The sequence below is a fragment of the Enterovibrio norvegicus FF-33 genome (genome assembly GCF_000286835.2).
Lineage (GTDB): Bacteria > Pseudomonadota > Gammaproteobacteria > Enterobacterales > Vibrionaceae > Enterovibrio > Enterovibrio norvegicus_A.
In genome coordinates, this window is the sequence record NZ_AJYD02000038.1 from 2,889,674 (window position 1) to 2,910,806 (window position 21,133).

Sequence of the window (21,133 nt, forward strand, 5' to 3'; positions counted from 1 at the left end):
AAACTTAAGTATTAAAAACTAAAAAAGCGCATCCCGAGATGCGCCTTTACACTCTGTTGAGCCTGATTATACGCTGATGTCACAGACATTACAGCCTTAAACTCGGCTCTCTGCGACAAAGAGCAAACGGTATATTTAAGATTAGTTAACCGCGTCTTTCAGAGCTTTACCCGCTTTAAAGCCAGGGACTTTAGCGGCTGGAATATCAATTTCTGCGCCGGTTTGTGGGTTACGACCAGTACGTGCTGAACGCTCACGAACAGAGAAGGTACCAAAACCAACTAGAGCAACTTGATCGCCATCTTTTAGGCTACCTGATACTGCATCGATCAGTGCGTCTAGTGCGCGACCTGCTGAAGCTTTAGACAGATCTGCATTTTCTGCGATTTTATCAATTAACTGCGACTTGTTCACTTTTTCATCCCCTTTACAAACGAACCACAAATCCCATTTTTTGCGGTGGCGAATAATTAGTCATCGCCTTTGTTATCAAAACAAGGCTGTAAAACGCTGTAGCTGTTATGAATTAAGGGCTTGCAACGTTTCTCTTAACTTAGCCCTCAAAAAAAAGACTGACAAGCCTTTTACTGACTGTCAGCCCTTTGCGTTGCTTATTTTTGCTACGCGTCACTCTTTTTAGCGGTGACAAGCTCGATTCCGAGCGGATTGTTCTGCAATGCAAGGGTCAGAACATCGTCGATCCAACGCACAGCATGGATATCTAGGTCCGCTTTCACGTTATCTGGGATTTCTTCCAGATCGCGTTCGTTTTCTTTTGGAATGATGACCGTTTTAATACCACCACGGTGTGCAGCAAGCAGTTTTTCTTTCAAACCACCAATCGGCAACACTTCACCACGAAGCGTGATCTCACCTGTCATGGCAACATCAGAGCGTACAGGGTTACCCGTCAAGCTAGAAACCAACGCAGTACACATTGCGATACCCGCACTTGGCCCATCTTTCGGTGTTGCGCCTTCTGGTACGTGTACGTGAATATCACGTTTTTCGTAGAAGTCGTTGTTAATGCCCAGTTTCTCAGCACGAGTACGCACCACGGTCATCGCAGCCTGAATCGACTCTTGCATCACATCGCCCAGCGAACCGGTTTGTGAGAGCTTACCTTTACCCGGCATTGATTCAGTCTCGATGGTCAGCAGATCGCCGCCCACTGATGTCCACGCTAGGCCCGTTACCTGACCCACACGGTTGCTCTCGTCTGCTTTTCCGAAGTCGAAACGCTGTACACCAAGATACTTCTTCAGGTTTTCCTGATTAATGGTGATCGATTTCAGCTCTTTGTTTAACAGAATTTCTTTCACTGCCTTACGACACAGTTTAGAAATCTCACGCTCAAGGCTACGCACACCCGCTTCACGCGTGTAATAACGAATGATGCCAACAATGGCGGAATCTTCAATCGTGATTTCGCTTGGCTTAAGGCCGTTACGCTGCACTTGCTTATCAAGTAGGTGCTGCTTAGCAATATTCAGTTTTTCATCTTCGGTGTAACCCGACAGACGAATCACTTCCATACGGTCAAGCAAAGGACCGGGAATATTCATGGAGTTCGACGTCGCCACAAACATCACATCTGACAGATCGTAATCGACTTCCAGGTAATGGTCATTGAACGCATTGTTTTGTTCAGGATCAAGCACTTCTAACAAAGCAGACGATGGGTCGCCGCGCATGTCTGAAGACATCTTGTCGATTTCATCCAACAAGAATAATGGGTTTTTCACGCCCACTTTAGCCATTTTCTGAATCAGCTTGCCCGGCAATGAGCCAATGTAAGTACGACGGTGACCACGAATTTCCGCTTCGTCACGCACGCCGCCCAATGCCATGCGGGTGTATTTACGTCCCGTTGCTTTGGCGATCGACTGACCCAGAGAGGTTTTACCCACACCAGGAGGGCCTACCAAGCAAAGGATTGGACCTTTCAGCTTGTTGATACGGTTTTGTACCGCGAGATACTCAAGGATGCGTTCTTTGACGCGCTCCAGACCATAGTGATCAGAGTTAAGGATCTCTTCAGCTTTCGCCAAATCCTTTTTCACTTTCGAGCGCTTCGACCATGGCACGCTGACCATCCAATCGATATAACTGCGCACAACGGTCGCTTCCGCCGACATAGGAGACATCATCTTGAGCTTTTGCAGCTCTTGCTCTGTCTTCTCTTTGGCTTCCTGAGGCATTTTCGATTCTTCAATCTTCAGCTTCAGGCTTTCGAATTCATCTGGTGCATCATCCAGCTCACCCAGTTCTTTCTGGATAGCTTTCATTTGCTCATTGAGGTAATACTCGCGCTGGCTCTTTTCCATCTGCTTTTTCACGCGACTACGAATGCGCTTCTCAACTTGTAGCAGATCGATTTCTGATTCCATCATGGTCATCAAAAATTCAAGGCGCTCAGCGATGTCCACAATTTCGAGCACTTGCTGTTTGTCATGCAACTTCAATGGCATGTGCGCAGCAATGGTATCCGCCAAACGTGCGGCTTCTTCAATACCATTTAGCGAAGTGAGGACTTCCGGCGGGATCTTCTTGTTCAGCTTAATAAAGCCTTCGAACTGGCTGATGGCTGTACGCACCAACACTTCTTGCTCACGCTCATCCATTTCTGGCGTTTCGGTGTACTGAGCATCAGCAATGAAGAAATCATCCTCGCGGAATTTTTTAATTTCTGCACGCTGCAAACCTTCAACAAGCACTTTGACCGTGCCATCAGGCAATTTTAGCAACTGCAGGATTGAGGCCACTGTACCGACTTCATACAGATCAGCAATGGATGGGTCATCAGTTGCCGCGTCTTTCTGCGCAACCAATAGAATCTGCTTATCATTGTCCATCGCTGCTTCAAGGCAACGGATAGATTTATCCCTTCCCACAAATAGTGGAATAACCATATGAGGATAAACAACCACGTCACGCAAAGGCAGGACCGGAATCTCAATGCGCTCGGAACGCTCCAAGTTCATATTTTTCTCTCTTCCGTTTTAGATACTAATGAGTATATGGGGATAGTTTGTCAGGATTCAACGGCATACCAAGCAGAATGTAAAAAAGGGAGCGAGCGCTCCCTTTTTTTTTATAATTTGTTGGTTAAATAAGCTATTTAACCGCACGCATAGTAGGACTTATTCCGCACCCGCTGCTTGACTCTCTGCTGCTTCATAAATAAGCAAAGGCTCAGATTCGCCTTTAATCACAGATTCGTCGATCACCACTTTGGAGACGTCTTTGCTCGAAGGCAAATCGTACATGGTGTCCAGCAACACAGCTTCAACGATTGAACGCAGGCCACGAGCACCCGTTTTACGATCCATTGCTTTCTTAGCAATCGCCGTTAACGCGTCATCACGGAACTCTAGTTCAACGCCATCAAGCTCCAACAACGCAGCATACTGTTTCGTCAGTGCGTTCTTAGGCTCGCGCAGAATTTGTACTAGCGCATCTTCGTCCAACTCGGTCAGCGTCGCCGTCACAGGCAGACGACCGATGAACTCAGGGATCAGGCCATATTTCACCAAATCTTCCGGTTCAACCTTGCTGAACAAATCACTCAGGGTTGCTTCTTGGTCTTTAGAGCGAACTTCCGCACCAAAACCAATACTGCTACCTTTTGCGATGCGTTGATCAACCACTTTGTCGAGACCCGCAAATGCACCGCCACAGATAAACAGAATCTTAGAGGTATCAACCTGCAAGAACTCTTGTTGTGGATGCTTACGGCCACCTTGCGGTGGAACAGAAGCGATGGTGCCTTCAACCAGTTTCAACAGCGCCTGTTGTACACCTTCACCCGACACGTCACGTGTAATTGAAGGGTTGTCAGACTTGCGTGAGATCTTATCGATTTCATCGATATAGACAATTCCACGCTCTGCTTTGGCTACGTCATAGTCACATTTCTGAAGCAGTTTCTGGATAATGTTCTCGACATCTTCACCCACATAACCCGCTTCGGTCAGTGTGGTTGCATCAGCCATTGTGAACGGAACATCCAGAAAACGCGCCAGCGTTTCAGCAAGCAAAGTCTTACCGCTACCGGTTGGACCAATCAGCAAGATGTTACTCTTACCTAGCTCAACACCTTCCGCCGTCGTATCACCATTTCTCAGACGCTTGTAGTGGTTATAAACCGCTACAGAGAGCACTTTCTTCGCTCTGTCCTGACCGATGACATAGTCATCAAGGTGTGAACGAATATCCTGTGGTGTCGGAAGTTCGTTGCTGTCGCGCTTAGGCATGACCTCTTTTATTTCTTCACGAATGATGTCGTTACACAGGTCAACACACTCATCGCAGATATAAACAGAAGGTCCAGCAATTAACTTGCGTACTTCATGCTGGCTTTTGCCGCAGAAAGAGCAGTAAAGCAGTTTGCCGCTGCCACCGTCTTTTCGCTTGTCTGTCATTCGCTAACCTCTTTAGGCTTTCGCCCATGTTTGCCATGATCTGAGTCTATATCAACTCGGCGGAAATTTCCGACAGCCGCAAGACCCAATTCCAAAATAAAAGGGGGATAAACCCCTAACTATCTCAGAACTAAAAAATTAATCGCGCTTATTTAATATCGAATCAACTATGCCATAGTCTACCGCATCTTGCGAAGCCATGAAGTTGTCACGATCGGTATCACGCTCGATCACTTCCAGCGGCTGACCAGTGTGCTCAGCAAGCAAGCTATTTAGCTTGTTCTTGATGGTCAGAATTTCTTGCGCATGGATTTGGATGTCCGACGCTTGGCCTTGGAAGCCGCCCAGCGGTTGGTGGATCATCACACGTGAGTTTGGCAGACAGTAACGCTTACCTTTCGCACCACCAGCCAGTAGAAATGCGCCCATCGAACACGCTTGGCCCATACATACCGTGCTCACGTTAGGTTTAATGTACTGCATCGTGTCATAAATAGACATACCCGCGGTAACTGAACCACCTGGAGAGTTGATGTAAAGGAAGATATCTTTTTCTGGGTTTTCTGATTCGAGAAACAGCAACTGCGCAACAACGAGATTCGCCATGTGATCTTCAACCTGACCGGTCAAAAAGATCACGCGCTCTTTCAGCAGGCGTGAGTAGATGTCGTAAGAACGTTCACCGCGGGAGGTTTGCTCAACCACCATTGGCACTAGCGCATCAATAATAGAAGGCATTCCGTTTTTTTCTTGAAAGCTCATAGTGTTATTTCCCTAAAATAAATGGCCCGGATGAATATACTTCATTCGGACCATTGTTATCAGAAGAGTGAATTCTAAGTCAAATGTCCACTCTACAATTCTAGCACTTATGCTTGAACTGGGTTCATCAGCTCAGAGAAGCTTTGTGCTTTTTCAGAAACTTGTGCTTTAGCTAACAGAGCGTCGATAGCTTGTTCTTCAAGAGCAACATTACGCATGTTCTCCATTAGACGCTGATCTTTCGCGTAGTAAGAAACCACTTCTGATGGATCTTCGTAAGCAGAAGCCATTTCTTCAATCAGTGCTTTCACACGATCTTCGTCAGCTTTCAGCTCTTCAGCTTTAATCACTTCACCAAGTAGCAGGCCAACAACAACGCGACGTTTCGCTTGTTCTTCGAACAGCTCACGTGGAAGTTCAGGTGCGTTTTCCATGTTGCCACCGAAACGCTGAACCGCTTGTTGACGCAGAACATTCACTTCTTGGTCGATCAAAGCAGAAGGAACGTCGATGTCGTTTTTCTCAACCAGACCGTCGATCACTTGCTCTTTGATGCGGTTTTTCACAGCTTGCTTCAGTTCGCGTTCCATGTTTTTACGCACTTCTGCTTTCAGGCCGTCAACGCTACCGTCTTCAACGCCGAAACGCGCAACAAACTCTGCCGTCAATTCTGGCAGTTCTTGTGCTTCAACTTTGTGCAGTGTGATGTCGAACTTCGCTGCTTTACCTTTCAAGTTTTCAGCGTGGTAATCTTCTGGGAAGCTCACTTCAATCGTGAATTCTTCGCCTGCTTTCTTACCAACAACGCCGTCTTCGAAACCTGGAATCATACGGTTTTGACCCATAGCCAGCGCGAAGCCTTCAGCTTTACCGCCTTCGAACTCTTCGCCATCGATAGAACCGATGAAGTCGATAGTGACACGGCTATCAGCTTGTGCTGGTGCATCAACGTCTGCCCAACCCGCTTGTTGCTTACGCAGGGTCTCGATCATTTCAGCAACGTCGTCTTCGTTAACGTCAGCTTGTGGCTTAACCACTTCAACTTTGTCCAGATCTTTCAGTGCGATTTCTGGGTAAACTTCAAAAGACGCTTTGAATACCAGATCTTTACCTTCTTCAACATCAACTGGAGTGAAAGTCGGTGCGCCTGCTGGGGTGATTTTTTCTTTGATGATAGCTTCGATGAAATGACGCTGCATCACTTCACCCATCACGTCGTTACGTACTGCTGAGCCGTACATACGAGAAACCATTTTCAAAGGCACTTTGCCTTTGCGGAAACCATCGAAACGACGATTTTTAGCAATGTTGCGTAGTTCAGCAGTCACTGCATCTTCGATGTTTGCTGCTGGAACAGTAATATTCAGGTGGCGCTGCAGGCCTTCTGTGGTTTCAACGGTAACTTGCATTGTATATTTAACCTCAAAACTTACTCAGATTAGCTGAGTGATGTTGCCCGGCTCCAGCCGGTAGCATCCTTTCGTGCTACAGCGATTCGATCGCCATAGCGCCTGTGAATTTGCGTACAAAGCGATAAAACGCTTGTATCAAATAACCTCAAAATACGAGGTGTGGTTTTTTAGACGCGCCATTATAGCGACACTGCCCTGCCGAGTCGAGACAGGCTGGGTCCATCGTCGTGTTTCTGTGAGATTGGGGCGTGAAAATGGAATTCAAGGGGTATAACGAAGGTTTTTAGGGTATTAAGGCATAGATCTTAGATAATAGGGGCCTAGGTTTTAGGATCTACTCTTCCCTGAAAAAATTCTATTCGGGAACAAGGAGTTTGACTGTTTAAGAGAGTGAAGCGAACAAAGGAACTCGGGGGAAGGAAATTGGTACGCCCTACAGGATTCGATCCCTTATAGGGTATAAATCCTATCTCCACAAGGTAGGTGAGTAGGTAATGTCGCCGTCTCACATTAATATTTCTCAATCGGCGTAACTTAACAGAACACAGAGAGGACAAGGGCTCTTGCCCTTTTTGTATGCGCTCAACAAAAGAAATACAGATCTATCCGTCAACCCATCCGCGATAATTTATAGATGCACTTGAGTGCAAACGTAAATATCTCGGCCAGTGCAACCTAGTGCAAGCATGCGAACCTGCCAGAAGTAAAACAGCCCAACGGATCCCTCTTTATAGCCAGCCGTTCGCGGTATTCCTGTCAACTAGATACAAAAGACGGACCCAAAATACTACCAAGTTTATAGTGTCCTATTGCCCCCCGACCACCATTCCAAGCTCTGCTAGAAAGTTTGACACTATCATGTCTATAAGTATTTATACAATTAGCTAAATCGTCGTCGACTACTTGACTGCCTTCAACTTGAACACACCTAATTAGACTCACCTCTACACATCGTGGTTAGCTCACAAGTGAACAGAAACATGTCAGTAATTTCTCTAAATTAGTAAATCATGAATTATTTCAAGTATGGCGAAGTTGCTTTGTACAAAGTTCATACTGATAGTGTATTAAGATACAATCCTACTAGCTTAAAGTAGTGTAGCCTCCTCTTTAAGAAGCTAAGTACTTCTTAATTTTTTTGGTATAGAATCGAGTTAGTATCTTTTGAGGTAATATTATGTCTGGCTATCTGACTAAAATTAAAACTAAAATCCCTTATTCAAATAAGGAAGTAGACATCAATGTCAATGGAAAAACACTGATTTTAACTGGCGGAAATGGTTGCGGCAAGACTCAACTACTCAACTACTCAACTATCTTTACGAAAAATTAAATCAATATATAGTCAAGAAAGAGAACACTAGTTTAGAGCAACTAGAACGAGATAAGGCAAATTACGAGCAGGCTCTGGAGCGTGATGGGCCCGCAAACAAGTCTTATGACTCTTGGGCTCAACAGTTACAAAATACTGTTCAGAAAATAAAAGAAGCCAAGCAACCACCAATAATTTTATCTGATCTGGAGGGGTTTGTTTTAAAGCACAAAGATTTTCAAGCGCTCCTTCTTTCTTTCGAAGCGGGAAGAAAGTCAGATATTTTGAAACCATCATCAGTTACATCAATGAGTAGCCTTAAGGAAAAAGACCGAAATTCTGTAACAAGGCCACACAATAAACAGACTGCCTCATCCCTCTTTGAAGAGTTCCTCGTCACAAGTATTGCCAATCAAGCTTTTTCTGAATCCAAGAAAATCAACAATGACCCAGTAGAAGCGGATCGCATTGATAAATGGTTTAAGAAGCTAGAGGCGGATTTACAGAACCTCTTTGAAGATGAAGAGCTTAGATTAGTTTTCCAATCGGACTCATTTTCTTTTGAGATTCATCAGCCACACAAAGACCCCTACACCTTTCAAAGCTTGTCATCTGGATTCTCTTCAATCATGGCAGTGTATGCTGATTTAATTACTAAGGTGTCATTACGTTTAATAGACCCAGATGACATAACAGGAATCATTTTAATTGACGAGATTGACGCACACCTTCATGTATCATTACAGAAAAAAATTCTAGCTTTCCTTAAAAACGCATTCCCGAAAGTGCAGTTTATTGTGACTACACATTCACCGTTTGTAGTTTCATCTGTAGATGATGCCGTAATTTACGACCTATCAAAACTAGAGCAAGTCGAAGATCTATCTATGTATTCTTATGAATCTGTTTTAGAAGGCTTGTTTGGCGTACTTCCAATTTCTAACTTACTTCAACAAAACATCGAAGCACTAGCTAAGTTGTTAGAAAAAAATCCTATTAACCTTGATGACGTTCAATCACTTTTAGATAAGCTCCCGCAAGATGAAGATTCACTGGATTCTGAATCACTCTACTTTGTTAATTCAGCAAAACTAGCTATCAACAAAGCAAAGAGGTAGTAGTATGTTCAATGTGGTAAAAAATGTACCAACTCCTGCTTCGCTAGCTGGTAAACGAAAGTACGACTCAGAAGATGTATGGAATGCGCTAAACATAGTATTCCACAAAAAATGCTATATCTGTGAAACTTGTGAGCCTCAAGACATAAATGTTGAACACTTCATACCACATGAGGGTGACGAAGATTTAAAGTTCGATTGGAATAACTTGTACTTCTCATGTGGGCGTTGTAACAACATAAAGCTTGCTAAATATGATGAGCTACTCGACTGCTGTGATCCAGGCACTGATGTTGTTCGCGCTGTTAAACATTTACCACCATCGACTCCATACGCAAAACGGCTTCAAATTGAAGCTCAACATGATGATGATAAAACTAATTTAACAGCTGAACTCTTGGACAAAGTTTTTAACAGTGAACACACACCTAACAAAGCGGTTTCAGCTTCGTTCCTAAGAAGGAGAGTGTTTGATCAATACAACCTGCTCTTAAAACAATTAAGCAATTACTATGACCCTGTTGCTTTGCCAGAAGAAAAAGCTAGTGCTGTTGAGCGCATAAAGCTACTTCTCAAAGCTACTTCACCATACAGTGCATTTATAAGTTGGTGCATCATGGAAGATGAGGAATTAGGACCTGTATTGCATGACTTTATTGGTATGGCTGAGTAGTATTTTCATACATAGTACTATTAGAAAAGGTAAGGAAAATAGCTACCCTAAGTTACTTTGCCAACCTTGTTATAACTTGTTTTGGGGCATAAACGTGCCAGAACCGATCGGTTTATCACGGGTTTGGACATAAACGTGCCAGAACAGATCTGCCGGACACGCTTATGGACATTTATGAGTTAGGAATTGCGTTTCCGACAGCACAGTTCGGATAAATTCAGGTAGGGGAAAACGGAGTAGACGACTTTGTTGTTCGAGAGCATTGGCTGCTAATGCAGCCAAAAGAATGCTATTGCCTATTGACCGGAGAAGGGCTCATATGTGTTAAGTACCTTTACTACAATGTTAAATAGTTGGCACTGACGGCATTGATTGAAAGCGAATAGCTCCCATTGCCCATTTGTTACCCGAAATTGCATACTGATGTAAATTTTCCGGTGAAGAAATTATGAAGCCTGAGATTTTCTTCTTTGCTGCTTTCGATGAATACCTTTTTTGGCACATATCTACAAAGCTACTGATATGCTCGGCTATGTCATCTGGAAACCTAAACTCTACATTTTCGTCGTAACGAATTTGGTCTCTATATTGTAGACTCTTTGGCAATGAACCTTTTCGCTCCCAAGCAATCATTGGCATTGGGACTCTTGGTACTTTCGAGCTTTTAGGTAGATAAGAAACATTTGGATCCAGTAACACATCGTTGACTTCCACCCAATAATGACTTGGTTGATCACGATTGGAACCAGCAAAGCCCTCTAAGGAAGCTTGACGCCCATCGATTGACATTGTGAATGCGCCAACATTACCCCCAACAATAATGGAACTAACACCTTCTTTTTTCAGTATCGAATATATTGCGCAAGCCGTATAAAGACACCGAGAATCATAATCTGTTGGAAACGTTTTTTTCAAACACCAATCTATTGTTGCGAACAAATCGTCTACTTTTACTCGACCAAGTCTCAATCACATTCTCCTTTTACTATTTGATGGTTCGATAAACTCACCTAGGCACTTAACGCCCGCCTTAACTGCCGGAAGCTACTGGCGTTTTTTTTCCGGGGTTTTGGCAAAAAAGGTGACAGTGGCCGGAGGTCAGATTGCAGGCGCTTGTTAACTTTTTCTACGTATCAAGCATATCCCAATCATCACCTAGGACCCAGCGAAGTGCAGATAGCTTGCCATTTAACATTCCCCATTCGAAATCATCCCAAGGGCCTGTATCATCATATTTTTCGGTTACTCGTTGCGCAGACTTTATCGCTCCAGCCCAGATGCTTTCATATATCACATCATTACCATATCTTTCCGTACCATCTGGAGCAATCTCGATATTCCCATTTTCAATATGGTACGCACGATTACAATGTCGGTTAAACCAAATTTTATCTACAAACTCATCCATTGCATTGAGAATTTCACTTAGGCCACGAGTTTCCTCTGTGAAGTCATACTCAAACTGAACTTCATCTAGAAATTCATCATCAATTAGAGAAATTGCAGACGCAACGTTATTGCAGTAATGCACATTATCCTTTTGAAATATTTCCGATAAATCTTCATGCGGTTGGCGATGATCTTTTGAAGAAAAATCATTGTGATTATGAGTTATAAAAACAAATACATTCTCTTCTGAATCGTTGTCAGAAATATACTCAGAGAAAAGCTCTATGATTATAGCGTCTGCTACAGAGTTCTTACTTATATGAAAAGGGGCTTTTTTATCTAAGGCTCTCTGGACTGATGAAAGTTTAGCAGTATCTGAAACAGGATAATTTACCGACTCTTTGATTAATTTTTCAACTCTAGCAATCGTTCCGTAATTAGCCTCTGACAAAAGTGGTAAGCGTGTATTCACATCATTTAATATTTCAATGGCCTTATCTTTGTCATCTCCACCGAACTCATTAATTACACTCTTTACTTGCTTAAACTCTTGAGAAAGGCGTTTTCTAGTCTTATCCGCCACATCATCTTTATTTCGTTCATATTCATCAATGACTAAGCTTGGGATAACTAAAGTGACTTGACCACAATTTACTAAACTTTCCAAAGCCGCAACAATCGGCAAGTCATTTTTTCTTGTCGATATATCAAGTAATACACAAGTATCAAGCATTAGGTAATGCATTTATTCTTCCTAAATAGAGCAGAGTTGAAAAGATGCGTCAAAGTTAACGCCGCACTAAGCGGACTAAAATAGTGGTTTATAATGTGTAGCGAATCAAAACTTAAGCCACTGTTTTAGTTGCGTTTAAGTGCCTTGTTAGCTGCTTCTACCAGATCGATACTTTGTAGTGTCCAGCTATCTTTACTCAAACCACAACCGAACAATTTACTTTCTGGTTGATGCTCTTCTACTATACCTATTAATTCAAGAGCTTTATCTAGCCCCATATATTCAGATCTTGCACCAACGTATACCTCTTTGATAGTTCCTGGCTTCAAACTCAAAAGGTATAAAGGTCTGTTTTGGATTTCAATTACTGAAAAGTCACCACTTTTATTTGAGCTTTCTTCGTCTAATCCTTTTAGGCATTTTGCAACTCTCACTTCTTCCTCATATGCCCAACAAGCTGGCTTATAAAGAAATAAACGTTGTAGTTGTTCTAGTTGACCATACGGGAAGTGGAATGTACCTCCAACTTCAATCGCTTCTTTTGGAGTGCTTATAAAATTATTTACAGGCCTTTTATCTGTATAGATTACATTTCCAAATTGAACAGGAATAAGATTTGATCTTTCACATGAAAATTCAGAACAAGTTACATCAAAGCCAATAACCATACCTTTATGCTCCTTGCCATAATGAGCCCACATCAAAGGATTCAAAGGTTGTCTTGTCAAAGAAAGTATCCCTGTACTATTTTTCCATGCTTCTTTCTTTATATTGTTTCGGATTTTTTGAATTGGATCTTTTAACTCTTCTGGTGGATAAGAAGCTTCACTCTCAAATGGGTCATTAAAAAACTGAGGTTGAGTAAAACCTATAGAGTTATTCTCTATAATTTTAATCCCTGCTTCAAATGACACGTATTTATACAGAATCAATGTGCATACTCCTTAGCAGCTAACAACTTATTAGCGGGCAACTTGCCCGTTTAGTACAAAAAACGGGCCGCCCGATTAGTCCGCGTACAGTTATCCAAACTTACCATATATCTCCATAAAATCAGTAGATTAACTTTTTGGGTTGCGACCTGAATGGGAAAATTCGGGCGTCGCGTACTAAGAACGAGCACATTTTTACTATGTCCAATGACGTGTGCTTTTATCAGGGGAATGCATAAGAAAAATTTGGCCGCAGAGAGATAATTCAAGAGCTCAGATGCTCGAAGTATCAACTCACTTTGGGGCAGAACCGTGTCAGTTTTCTAGTTCTGACACAGTCCCCCATTGTCCATAGGCTTAGTTGTAACAATAGGTGCAACTAACTCACGTAGCGAAACGCTTCAATGACTCGTTCTTTGAATTGATTGAGCTGAATATCGATGCAAACGCTATTTGTGCTGTTTTTTGATTTTTGAACGCTCGGTGTAGCGTTCCAATCGATATTCACTGGGTCGTTAACATTGTCCGCGGACGTCACTGATATGAGGGGAGCAGTCTTTAAACTTGAACCGTAAATCGTATCATTTGTGTGGTGATTGAATTTTACATAGAAGCAGCTTTCAGGAATGTCTCTTTCGATTTCTTCCGAGAACTCCAACAGAGAAGGTTCTGCGAATGTATACAGCCACGCTTCTTGATTAGGAGCACTTGTTGTTCGAAGTATTCGCCCTAAGACTTGGCGGAAATGTAGCTCGGTTTTAACGTTACTGAGGTGACAACACACCTGAAGTCGCGGGATATCGGTTCCTTCACTGACCATTCCGACGCTGACAATCCATTCCAAGTCGTTTGTTCTGAACTCATCGATAAGTAACTGAGAGTTATCATGTCTATAAGTGACAAGTACAGTGGTTTGCCGATATGAATTCACAAGCAGCTCTTGTATATGCTTTGCATGACCTACGGAGGCAGCAACGATCAATCCGCCAGCGTTAGGATTATGTCGGCGAATCGACGCCAACTTCTTTACCGCGAGCTTCAAAACGTTATCTAGAGCAATTTCATGATAAAGAACGTTTCGGTATTTTATCTTTCCGCGAGTGAACAAAGCGCTCAAGGAATCAAAAGTCTGTGTGGGTTCGTTTCCCTTTGTCAAGACCAAGTTTTGACCGTCGATAAGAGTGATCGTTGGACGGCGGCAAACTTTGTCTAACACGGCTTCATGCAAAGAATATTGATAGTCACATGTGATCTTTCCTTCAGCATCAGAGTATGAAGCGAGAGCAACGGGCGTTGAGTCTGATCGCCAAGGCGTGCCTGTCAATGCAAGCGTATAGGCAGATGCGCTCTCTATTCTGAATAGGATCTCATGGCCCCAAGAGTTGGTGTTGAATTCATTATCGCCAGCACAATGGTGAATCTCATCGAAAACGCATAAGACACGATACTTGGCCAATGTTGACCAAAATTGGTCACCCAAATGCCTCAATGACTGATAAGTTATTGAAAAGCCTCTTGAACCAATCTTCCCATTGAACGGGCACGAAAGCATACTGGAGAACGTATCTTGAATGCTTGCTGAAACTGACTTTGAAGGGGAGATACAGACAATGAAATCGACCATATTTTCATCGACAAGTTTTTTGGCCAAATGCGCAGCCATTAGCGTTTTTCCTGCACCAGGTGTTGCTTGTACTAAAAAATGACGCTGGTTTGTTCGATATTTGGTCATTGCTTTGGTGATACAGGTATGTTGCCAAGATCTCAGCATGGTGCAGGCCTACTTTGTTTAGTAAGTTCGATCGCTTTTGACCAAACATTCAGCTTTGCTAAATGCGACGCTGCTTTTTGAGTGGCGGTTGAATAATATGGACCAAGTAAGCTGTTTAATTCTCCAGAGCGCCCCATCAACGTCTTGTATTCCTTGATCTCAGCAAGCGCCAGTGTGAGTTCAGACTCGATGTCTCTCTTTTCTTGCTCCAACTCAAGGAGGATTGATATGTCTCTTTGATGTGATTCAGTATCTGTTTCTTCTGCTCGTCGTCGTATATCTGTCAGTCGAAAGTTGGCACTATCGAATAGCTCTGATTTTATAAAGTACTTACTTCTCCCGTTACCACTGCTTGTAAGAAGCCCTTTACCTTCTAGCTTGTTTAGCTGCCTAGCGACAAATAGGCGCGTCGATTGCTTGGTTCCGAATTTGTTGGATGTTGATTGAATGTGATCTCTTATATCAATCACTTTGAACTGGTGAAACATGTTGGATGAAAGTGCGTCGTAGATAGCACTGTCGATTCGAATTTTGTTAGTCACTGCGGTACTACCTTTAAAATTTTGCGGATTATAATCCGTGGTAATATTTGCATCAAGAACGGATAGTCTTTCATTTTGTGAGCCGTTTTAAATGAAAGACTTAGCAAAGCGTTTCGGCATCAGATTGAAGAACGTGCGGCGGGATAAAGGCATTTCTCAAGATAAGCTCGCTTTACTCGCAGACATTGACAGAAGTTATGTGGGCAGAATTGAGAGAGGTGAAGTAAACATCACACTCGAAAAGGCTTACCAAATTTCGGCCGTGCTAGAGTGTGATGTAAGGGACCTGCTTCCTTGAATTATCTGCTTGTTCAGCAGTGATTTGATCTTGAACGCGTGTAAAAGTGGTTCGTTTTTTATCAGCTACTATGCAGCAGTGATGAGGCTTATAATCCTCATTGGAAGTTAAAACAAACAGGCTAAAGGCTGTTTGTGATGTTACAGTCCGTGATTTGAGCTTTGTCTTAGTTTGTATCGGCCTATGCGACCGTGAACAAGCAGAAATTGGATGTGTTGATACAACCATCTGTTGATATTTACGTAAAACTGCAATCTACGAAGTTTTTCCCAGAAAGAAAGTTTCAGACACTTTTGGGGAGCAATAATGCCACCCCAGAACGGCATAACACGAGTATGGACAATTTCTTGTTAGAGCCAAAACCTAGCTTTGGCTCTTCAGATTAGCTTGTTTAACAAATATGAGTCTGTCCATCCTCACTGAGGAAGAGGTAGTACGTTGTTTCTATTGCGTATCGACGACTAAGCGTGCCTGTTCCATAAAGTTAATCCGGCCCACTGGCATTCCGAATTTTTTGTACTTATAACGGAAGTAAGCAGACATGCGATCCTCATGCGTTGAGATAATAATCTGACGGTTTGCAAACTCAGTACGCAACAATTCAATGAAACCTGCTACATTAATTTCGTCTAATGTCTGTACTGGGTCATCAATCAGCAATAAACTGTGTTTCGCATACCGTTGATTAAGCGCTAACGTAAAAGACAGAACCAAAGCGGAAAGTTGACCAGAGCTCATGGAAAACACGACATCATGGTCTCGCCCTGGCGTTTCATGGAAAGCAATCGAATTACCATTGTTCTCAATGAAGATCCCTAATCCTTGTTGATAACTTTGCATTAGTCGGCCTGAATAAATATGAAACAAGATTTCGATCTCTTTCACAATGGATTCTAGATAGCGTTTTTTTTCGTTTTCGTATATTTCCTTGAGCTTTTTCAGGTGCCCTCTGACCTTACTGGCATTTTTCACCTGTTGGTCAGCGTCCCTATACGCCTGCTCACAAGTCGTTGCATATATTGAAGACGCAAGAGACTGTTGCTGTCGCATGTAGTTAGTTTTCATCTCGATCTGCTTAAGCGTTACCTGCCTTACCGCCGACGAATCGTTGTTAAATACTACCCTATATAAGCTGTCAAAATCAGTATAAAGACAGCTGTCGTCTACTGGTTTAAACTTGGACCGAACTCGCTTATCCAACTCAGACAATTGTAATTGAGCATTCTGATCAAAGCTCTCAACTAGCAAATCCTGAAATTCAATTCCAGCCACCCCCAACTGCTGGCTGTAATTCTGCAACCAATGGATTTGCTCTTGACTCAGTGCAACAAGTTCACGTTTGAAAGCAACCTTATCTTGCTGTTGTTGTAAGTAAATACCCAGTGCTTGCTCAATTGGTAACTGGTATGTCTGCTTAAATTCAGCTAACTGCTCAGTCAATTGACCGTTTTGCTGCTCAGCCAATAGCTGTAGTGTTTCTCCCTGTTTCTCGATCCCTTTAAGCAGTGCTTCAACTGAGTCCCAGCTATGACCACATATAGGGCAAACTTCTGTGGGTTCTCCATGTAACTGGTGCTGTTTAAAGGCTTTCACCAACTGCTCACGCATCGACACCAGACCAGCCAAGCTCTCATCCAGTTTGTCAATCGAGGTCATATGCTGTTTTAGGAGTACGACCTGACGACCGAACTCGCTCGGCGTAACATTCTCTGGGAGTAGATCCGTCAGGACATGAGGAAAAGTAAGCTGATCATGTTTGACAGCCTTCACAATATCTTTAAACGCATCAGTTATCCGTATAGCTGCGTCATATCGCTGTAATTCTAGCTCCCACGTCTGCTTATGAGGGATACGATGGACAAACATAAGCATCCGCTGCTGTAACTCTTTCTGCGGCAGGAGATTTCTTGTAAGTTCATGGTTGTAAATATGATTTTCATAATTTACAAAATTCTTAATAAATCTCCCTATACGGAACAACTCGCCATCCGTTGATAGCCATTGCTCAAACTGTTGAACTTCACACTCTAAAACTTCCCGATCCCAGGGTTGATCGGTAACATTGATTAATCGTTTATAATTAACAGGCTCACCATCCGGTAACAGTTGCTGTTTAGCCGTTTCCCATTTGGCTTTTAGTGCTTTAACCTCCTGCGTTTTTTGCGTGCCACATAACTTACCGATTTTGCCAAATGACAGGTTGATATTATTGATTTTCTGTTGGATCTCCCCAATTTCAAACAGGTGAGCGATCTGTAGCTGGCGATCTTTTTCTTTCTGTTTCAGTAACCGAGTATTTTCTTCCTGCTCCACATAGTGGAACAATTCAAAGTCTCGCTTATACTCCGCCCCTTGTAACTCAGAAAGATATCCCTCCTCATCGGAAACCGGTACATTACGCTCAGCTTCCAGAGCCGTTAATTCATATAACGGTAACTTTAATTCCTTCAGTCCCTTATGCTTATCCAGTTCATTCTTACAAGCCGCCCGTTCAAAGAACTTGGTTTGTTCGTCTATTACCACTTCCGCACGTATGGATAACCACGATCCCGCTTTTGCTTTATTAAATAGCCATGGGCATCCTAGTTTCTGGCTGCGCCCATCCACCGTAAGATCTTCTAGCTCGACGTAACGCCGAATAGTCCCAGTCAATAGCAACTCTAAAGCATCAAAAAACGATGACTTGCCAAAGCCATTGGGACCATCGAGAACAATCAGGCGATCGTTATCAATGACTATTTCACGACGTTCAAAAAGTTTGAAATTCTGGATTACTAGACGTTTAACAGTCAAGTTCATAGCCATTCCTGCCTAATTCTTCAGTCATAAGTGCTAGTAAATTTTCTGGGGTGATTTCATGTAAGGGATTTTGGTCAGTTATAGCCGAGAGAGCCAGTTCAGTCGCTCTCAAAATCTCAGCATTGGGCGACTTCAAGACTTTTTCCTGAATATTCTGTTCAAGGTTGGTTAGATCCGCTTTACTTGAGCCTTGAATCGTAAGTGCTGATACCTTTATCGCCAACCTGTACAGCAAACTTTGCCAGCCTCCCTGATTGTACTGTGCTTTGTATGCGGTAAATGTCTGAGTATCAGTCAGAACATTGCGAAACACTGACTCCAGCCCATCCTGTTCAACTATCAGCTGTAAAGCTTCCAGTTCATCAGACGTATAAGGTAAAACATGCTTTTTAAAGAAGTAACTATCCTCTTCTGCGTGATGTACCATTTTACTGGTTTTCTCATTCAAACTTTCGGTTTGCCATGCAATCAACAAGTTAATATTTTTCTCAAGTGCAGGGTCTACCGTCGTTTTCTTGCAGTCGCTCAACCAATTTGCCTGAAGTTCAGGAGAAAGATCAGGCTCACCATGAATCACCAGCCAGTAACCCGTTTTAATCGGCTCGCTGTATTCATACAACTCCAATTCAGGTAGAGCTTTTCGCTCCATCCCCTGCAATTCGAACAACTTTTCAATTAACTTCTGCATCTTTTAAGCTCTCAGGTACATTATTCAAAGAAACCAGCCCCACCTGCTGAAACCTGCCGATACTAGTTCCTATAAACGTTTCTTCTTCCGTGGCATCCACACCAATTTTCACATAAGTAATAGATGGCCTATCTATAGCGCTGGTAATCAAAGCCCCACACTCAAATAAGCACTCAACATTTTCCTCAAGTGCCTGTTGCAAAATATCATGGCAGACCACGTCTTGATGTTCTGCTGCAGTATGAATCCCTGTTGGATAATAGAATCGACCGTCAACTTGCCATGCGAAATGAACCCTTTCACTGTCTGGTCTCTGTGCCTTAACCAACTTATGGAAAATCGTAAACAGCCCCTGTCTCATCGAGTCACGGTCAAGCGTTTGGTCCTTAAACTCACTTAGTGTGGTAAATCGCCCTTTTCGATGTGGCATCGTTGCGCGAAGAAATGCCTTCATACCTTGGCTATCCAAGTCGGTGATTGCTGCTATGCAGTCATCTAACTTGTCGTATGCTGCTTGTGTTATCGTATCGTGCTGCTCGCAGAATTCTTGATAGTAAGCTCCAATATCAATTTGCAAGCGGCTAAGGAAATACTCTTCATTGTTAAATTGCTCATAATCGTCAGCTTCCAGAATTTCATAGATATCCGAAAACTCGATAAACTCATTAGCTGCAATCGCTGTCTGGTTCCGATTTGATTGGTGTATCTGGTGATGTACCATGACAACTTTAGTGTTCACTATCGCTTCGAGGGTCTCTCGGATTGAAGTGCAAAGCATTGTTTTCCAAGGAAACAAACAACCTACAACTGATATCATTTCCCTGATCTGAGCTTCAATATACCTATCAACCTCATCCAGTGGACAATAAAGCTTGGTATGCTCCTGCTCCGCACTTGGTTGTAATGGGTAGCGATACAACGCTACAGGTTGGTATTCCTGTTCGAATGATTCTGGTAGATCCCTTATTTCACGAGCAACGTGAAAATATGCCGTTTGGATGCCCCGTTCTGTGGCATTTTCCTTTTGGCTATTAATACCTGCGCGATAGCCAGAAAACACCGTAGCCTTGTACGCTTTGACTTGGTGCAATGATAGGCACTGGTTTGCTCGGAAAATCGCAAAATCATCCTGACTTTCCAACTGCAGTTTAAGATCGCGATTCGCCTCATAGTCATTAGTCATTAACCGAAGACAATGATACAGAGCGAGCTTTCCCTGATATACAAACCCACTCCATGTTGAAACCGCTGTATGAGGGTCGTCCTGGTGGTTTTGAGTCATATAATTTCCTGTCACCTGAAATCTGGGTCACCCACAAAGCACTCACGAGAATTCGTAACGCTTCCGGAAAACAACTAACCATCAAGTGTTTAATATAATTAATAAAATATACCACCAAGCATATAATAGCGGACTTGAATTAGGTCAAAGTGGCGGCCGTTTGGTGAAAAAATGAGCAGGCACCAAGTTTGGATATGACTTGAATAGCAGGTATTTTGCCATAGAAAAAGGTAAGCTGTTTAAAGTTGAGCGCTAACACGAATTGGGGCAATAATGCGTTCTGCTCCTCACATGATTTTATGTATGCGCTATCAAAGCGATTTTAGTTGGGGTATAAGACGATTACACCTAACCAGGGAAAAATTTGATATTAATTAAGAAAATAGCGATATCCCTTTTAGCGCTCATCTCTGCTTCAGAGGCCCAGGCAGAATGGAAGGAAGCTGATTATATAAACCACTACTGTAAAGGGGAAATTGAGTATGTCTTGCCTGACTTAACGAGGATAGATTGCCTGACAGCTAATCACGCTATCGAATATGATTTTGGTCACAAATGGGCAGAAGCCATAGGTCAATCGATTTATTACAGCTCACAAACAGGACGGAAGGCAGGTATCGTTCTAATTGTAGATGAACGAACCAAGCACAGATACTTAAAAAGGTTAACCGCTGCAATCGATGCTGCAAAGCTAGATATAGATGTGGTAACCATACCCACTAAGCCGAACGTTGAAGAATAATGGCTGATATAATGTGTAACTTGTTGAACTCATTACCACATTAGTTTGAATTGAATATAATTGGGGGAGCAGATTAATCAGTTCTTTCTTATTTTTATCACTAAGCTTATCAATCAAAAATTTTATTACCCTCACTATCATTCAATCCCTAGCTAATTATATTTCCAGCTATAAGAAATTGAGTTGTGAAAAATTAAAATCATGATAATGCACGTAAAATTTAACTAGGAAGGCGAGGTTTTCATCGAAACTCAAT

17 protein-coding genes are annotated in these 21,133 nt (G+C 42.7%); 4 read left to right on the plus strand and 13 right to left on the minus strand.

Going from position 1 to position 21,133, the window contains the following annotated elements:
- Window positions 1-141: 141 nt before the first annotated feature.
- From hupB to tig, 5 genes are all read right to left on the minus strand, one after another.
- Complete coding sequence (gene hupB, locus A1OO_RS20860) at window positions 142-414, minus strand: nucleoid-associated protein HU-beta (protein ID WP_017004308.1); 273 nt, start codon at window positions 412-414, stop codon at window positions 142-144.
- Window positions 415-620: 206 nt separating this feature from the next.
- The gene (gene lon / locus A1OO_RS20865) at window positions 621-2,984 is read right to left on the minus strand and encodes an endopeptidase La (protein ID WP_016961010.1); all 2,364 of its coding nucleotides are present in this window, start codon (window positions 2,982-2,984) and stop codon (window positions 621-623) included.
- A 159-nt stretch (window positions 2,985-3,143) separates the two neighbouring features.
- Window positions 3,144-4,424, minus strand: coding sequence for an ATP-dependent protease ATP-binding subunit ClpX (gene clpX / locus A1OO_RS20870; RefSeq protein WP_016961009.1), 1,281 nt, complete (start codon window positions 4,422-4,424; stop codon window positions 3,144-3,146).
- Window positions 4,425-4,562: 138 nt separating this feature from the next.
- On the minus strand, window positions 4,563-5,186 hold the full coding sequence (gene clpP, locus A1OO_RS20875; RefSeq protein WP_016961008.1) for an ATP-dependent Clp endopeptidase proteolytic subunit ClpP: 624 nt from the start codon (window positions 5,184-5,186) through the stop codon (window positions 4,563-4,565).
- A 107-nt stretch (window positions 5,187-5,293) separates the two neighbouring features.
- On the minus strand, window positions 5,294-6,595 hold the full coding sequence (tig, locus tag A1OO_RS20880) for a trigger factor (protein WP_016961007.1): 1,302 nt from the start codon (window positions 6,593-6,595) through the stop codon (window positions 5,294-5,296).
- 1,284 nt (window positions 6,596-7,879) lie between these two features.
- Between tig and A1OO_RS20885 the strand changes: the two genes are divergently transcribed.
- Window positions 7,880-9,028 (plus strand): AAA family ATPase, encoded by a 1,149-nt coding sequence (locus A1OO_RS20885; protein WP_017004311.1) that lies wholly within the window; start codon window positions 7,880-7,882, stop codon window positions 9,026-9,028.
- A gap of 4 nt (window positions 9,029-9,032) precedes the next feature.
- Window positions 9,033-9,701, plus strand: coding sequence for a hypothetical protein (locus A1OO_RS20890; protein ID WP_017004314.1), 669 nt, complete (start codon window positions 9,033-9,035; stop codon window positions 9,699-9,701).
- A 345-nt stretch (window positions 9,702-10,046) separates the two neighbouring features.
- On the opposite strand, the gene A1OO_RS20895 is transcribed toward A1OO_RS20890, so the two are convergent.
- The 5 genes from A1OO_RS20895 to A1OO_RS20915 form a co-directional block, all read right to left on the minus strand.
- Window positions 10,047-10,670, minus strand: coding sequence for a hypothetical protein (locus A1OO_RS20895; protein WP_017004315.1), 624 nt, complete (start codon window positions 10,668-10,670; stop codon window positions 10,047-10,049).
- A gap of 157 nt (window positions 10,671-10,827) precedes the next feature.
- Complete coding sequence (locus A1OO_RS20900) at window positions 10,828-11,835, minus strand: PIN domain-containing protein (RefSeq protein ID WP_017004316.1); 1,008 nt, start codon at window positions 11,833-11,835, stop codon at window positions 10,828-10,830.
- Window positions 11,836-11,948: 113 nt separating this feature from the next.
- Window positions 11,949-12,755 carry a DUF2971 domain-containing protein gene (locus tag A1OO_RS20905; protein ID WP_017004317.1) on the minus strand — a complete coding sequence of 269 codons (807 nt, stop codon included), beginning with the start codon at window positions 12,753-12,755 and terminating at the stop codon, window positions 11,949-11,951.
- Window positions 12,756-13,134: 379 nt separating this feature from the next.
- The gene (locus A1OO_RS20910) at window positions 13,135-14,526 is read right to left on the minus strand and encodes a DEAD/DEAH box helicase (protein WP_017004318.1); all 1,392 of its coding nucleotides are present in this window, start codon (window positions 14,524-14,526) and stop codon (window positions 13,135-13,137) included.
- Window positions 14,520-15,068: a hypothetical protein gene (locus A1OO_RS20915; protein WP_017004319.1), complete on the minus strand. Its 549-nt coding sequence runs from the start codon at window positions 15,066-15,068 to the stop codon at window positions 14,520-14,522. The genes A1OO_RS20910 and A1OO_RS20915 overlap by 7 nt, the downstream gene beginning before the upstream one ends.
- 91 nt (window positions 15,069-15,159) lie before the next feature.
- On the opposite strand from A1OO_RS20915, the gene A1OO_RS20920 reads away from it, so the two are divergent.
- Window positions 15,160-15,366: a helix-turn-helix domain-containing protein gene (locus A1OO_RS20920; RefSeq protein WP_017004320.1), complete on the plus strand. Its 207-nt coding sequence runs from the start codon at window positions 15,160-15,162 to the stop codon at window positions 15,364-15,366.
- Between the two features lie 444 nt (window positions 15,367-15,810).
- Here the strand turns inward: A1OO_RS20920 and A1OO_RS20925 are convergent, their stop codons facing one another.
- From A1OO_RS20925 to A1OO_RS20935, 3 genes are read right to left on the minus strand one after another with little or no spacing between them, the layout of a single operon-like run.
- The gene (locus tag A1OO_RS20925) at window positions 15,811-18,165 is read right to left on the minus strand and encodes an AAA family ATPase (RefSeq protein ID WP_017004321.1); all 2,355 of its coding nucleotides are present in this window, start codon (window positions 18,163-18,165) and stop codon (window positions 15,811-15,813) included.
- Window positions 18,149-18,853 carry an ABC-three component system middle component 1 gene (locus A1OO_RS20930; RefSeq protein WP_017004322.1) on the minus strand — a complete coding sequence of 235 codons (705 nt, stop codon included), beginning with the start codon at window positions 18,851-18,853 and terminating at the stop codon, window positions 18,149-18,151. The genes A1OO_RS20925 and A1OO_RS20930 overlap by 17 nt, the downstream gene beginning before the upstream one ends.
- Complete coding sequence (locus tag A1OO_RS20935; protein ID WP_017004323.1) at window positions 18,837-20,135, minus strand: ABC-three component system protein; 1,299 nt, start codon at window positions 20,133-20,135, stop codon at window positions 18,837-18,839. Before A1OO_RS20935 ends, A1OO_RS20930 begins: the two co-directional genes overlap by 17 nt.
- Before the next feature lie 364 nt (window positions 20,136-20,499).
- Between A1OO_RS20935 and A1OO_RS20940 the strand changes: the two genes are divergently transcribed.
- Window positions 20,500-20,877: a hypothetical protein gene (locus tag A1OO_RS20940; RefSeq protein ID WP_017004324.1), complete on the plus strand. Its 378-nt coding sequence runs from the start codon at window positions 20,500-20,502 to the stop codon at window positions 20,875-20,877.
- Window positions 20,878-21,133: the final 256 nt, after the last annotated feature.

Coding starts and splice junctions, on each gene's coding strand:
- A1OO_RS20910 (WP_017004318.1), bottom strand. CDS start 14,526: ATGCTGAGATCTTGGCAACATACCTGTATCACCAAAGCAATGACCAAA.
- clpX (WP_016961009.1), bottom strand. CDS start 4,424: ATGACAGACAAGCGAAAAGACGGTGGCAGCGGCAAACTGCTTTACTGC.
- clpP (WP_016961008.1), bottom strand. CDS start 5,186: ATGAGCTTTCAAGAAAAAAACGGAATGCCTTCTATTATTGATGCGCTA.
- A1OO_RS20890 (WP_017004314.1), top strand. CDS start 9,033: ATGTTCAATGTGGTAAAAAATGTACCAACTCCTGCTTCGCTAGCTGGT.
- A1OO_RS20920 (WP_017004320.1), top strand. CDS start 15,160: ATGAAAGACTTAGCAAAGCGTTTCGGCATCAGATTGAAGAACGTGCGG.
- tig (WP_016961007.1), bottom strand. CDS start 6,595: ATGCAAGTTACCGTTGAAACCACAGAAGGCCTGCAGCGCCACCTGAAT.
- A1OO_RS20930 (WP_017004322.1), bottom strand. CDS start 18,853: ATGCAGAAGTTAATTGAAAAGTTGTTCGAATTGCAGGGGATGGAGCGA.
- A1OO_RS20935 (WP_017004323.1), bottom strand. CDS start 20,135: ATGACTCAAAACCACCAGGACGACCCTCATACAGCGGTTTCAACATGG.
- A1OO_RS20900 (WP_017004316.1), bottom strand. CDS start 11,835: ATGCATTACCTAATGCTTGATACTTGTGTATTACTTGATATATCGACA.
- A1OO_RS20925 (WP_017004321.1), bottom strand. CDS start 18,165: ATGAACTTGACTGTTAAACGTCTAGTAATCCAGAATTTCAAACTTTTT.
- lon (WP_016961010.1), bottom strand. CDS start 2,984: ATGAACTTGGAGCGTTCCGAGCGCATTGAGATTCCGGTCCTGCCTTTG.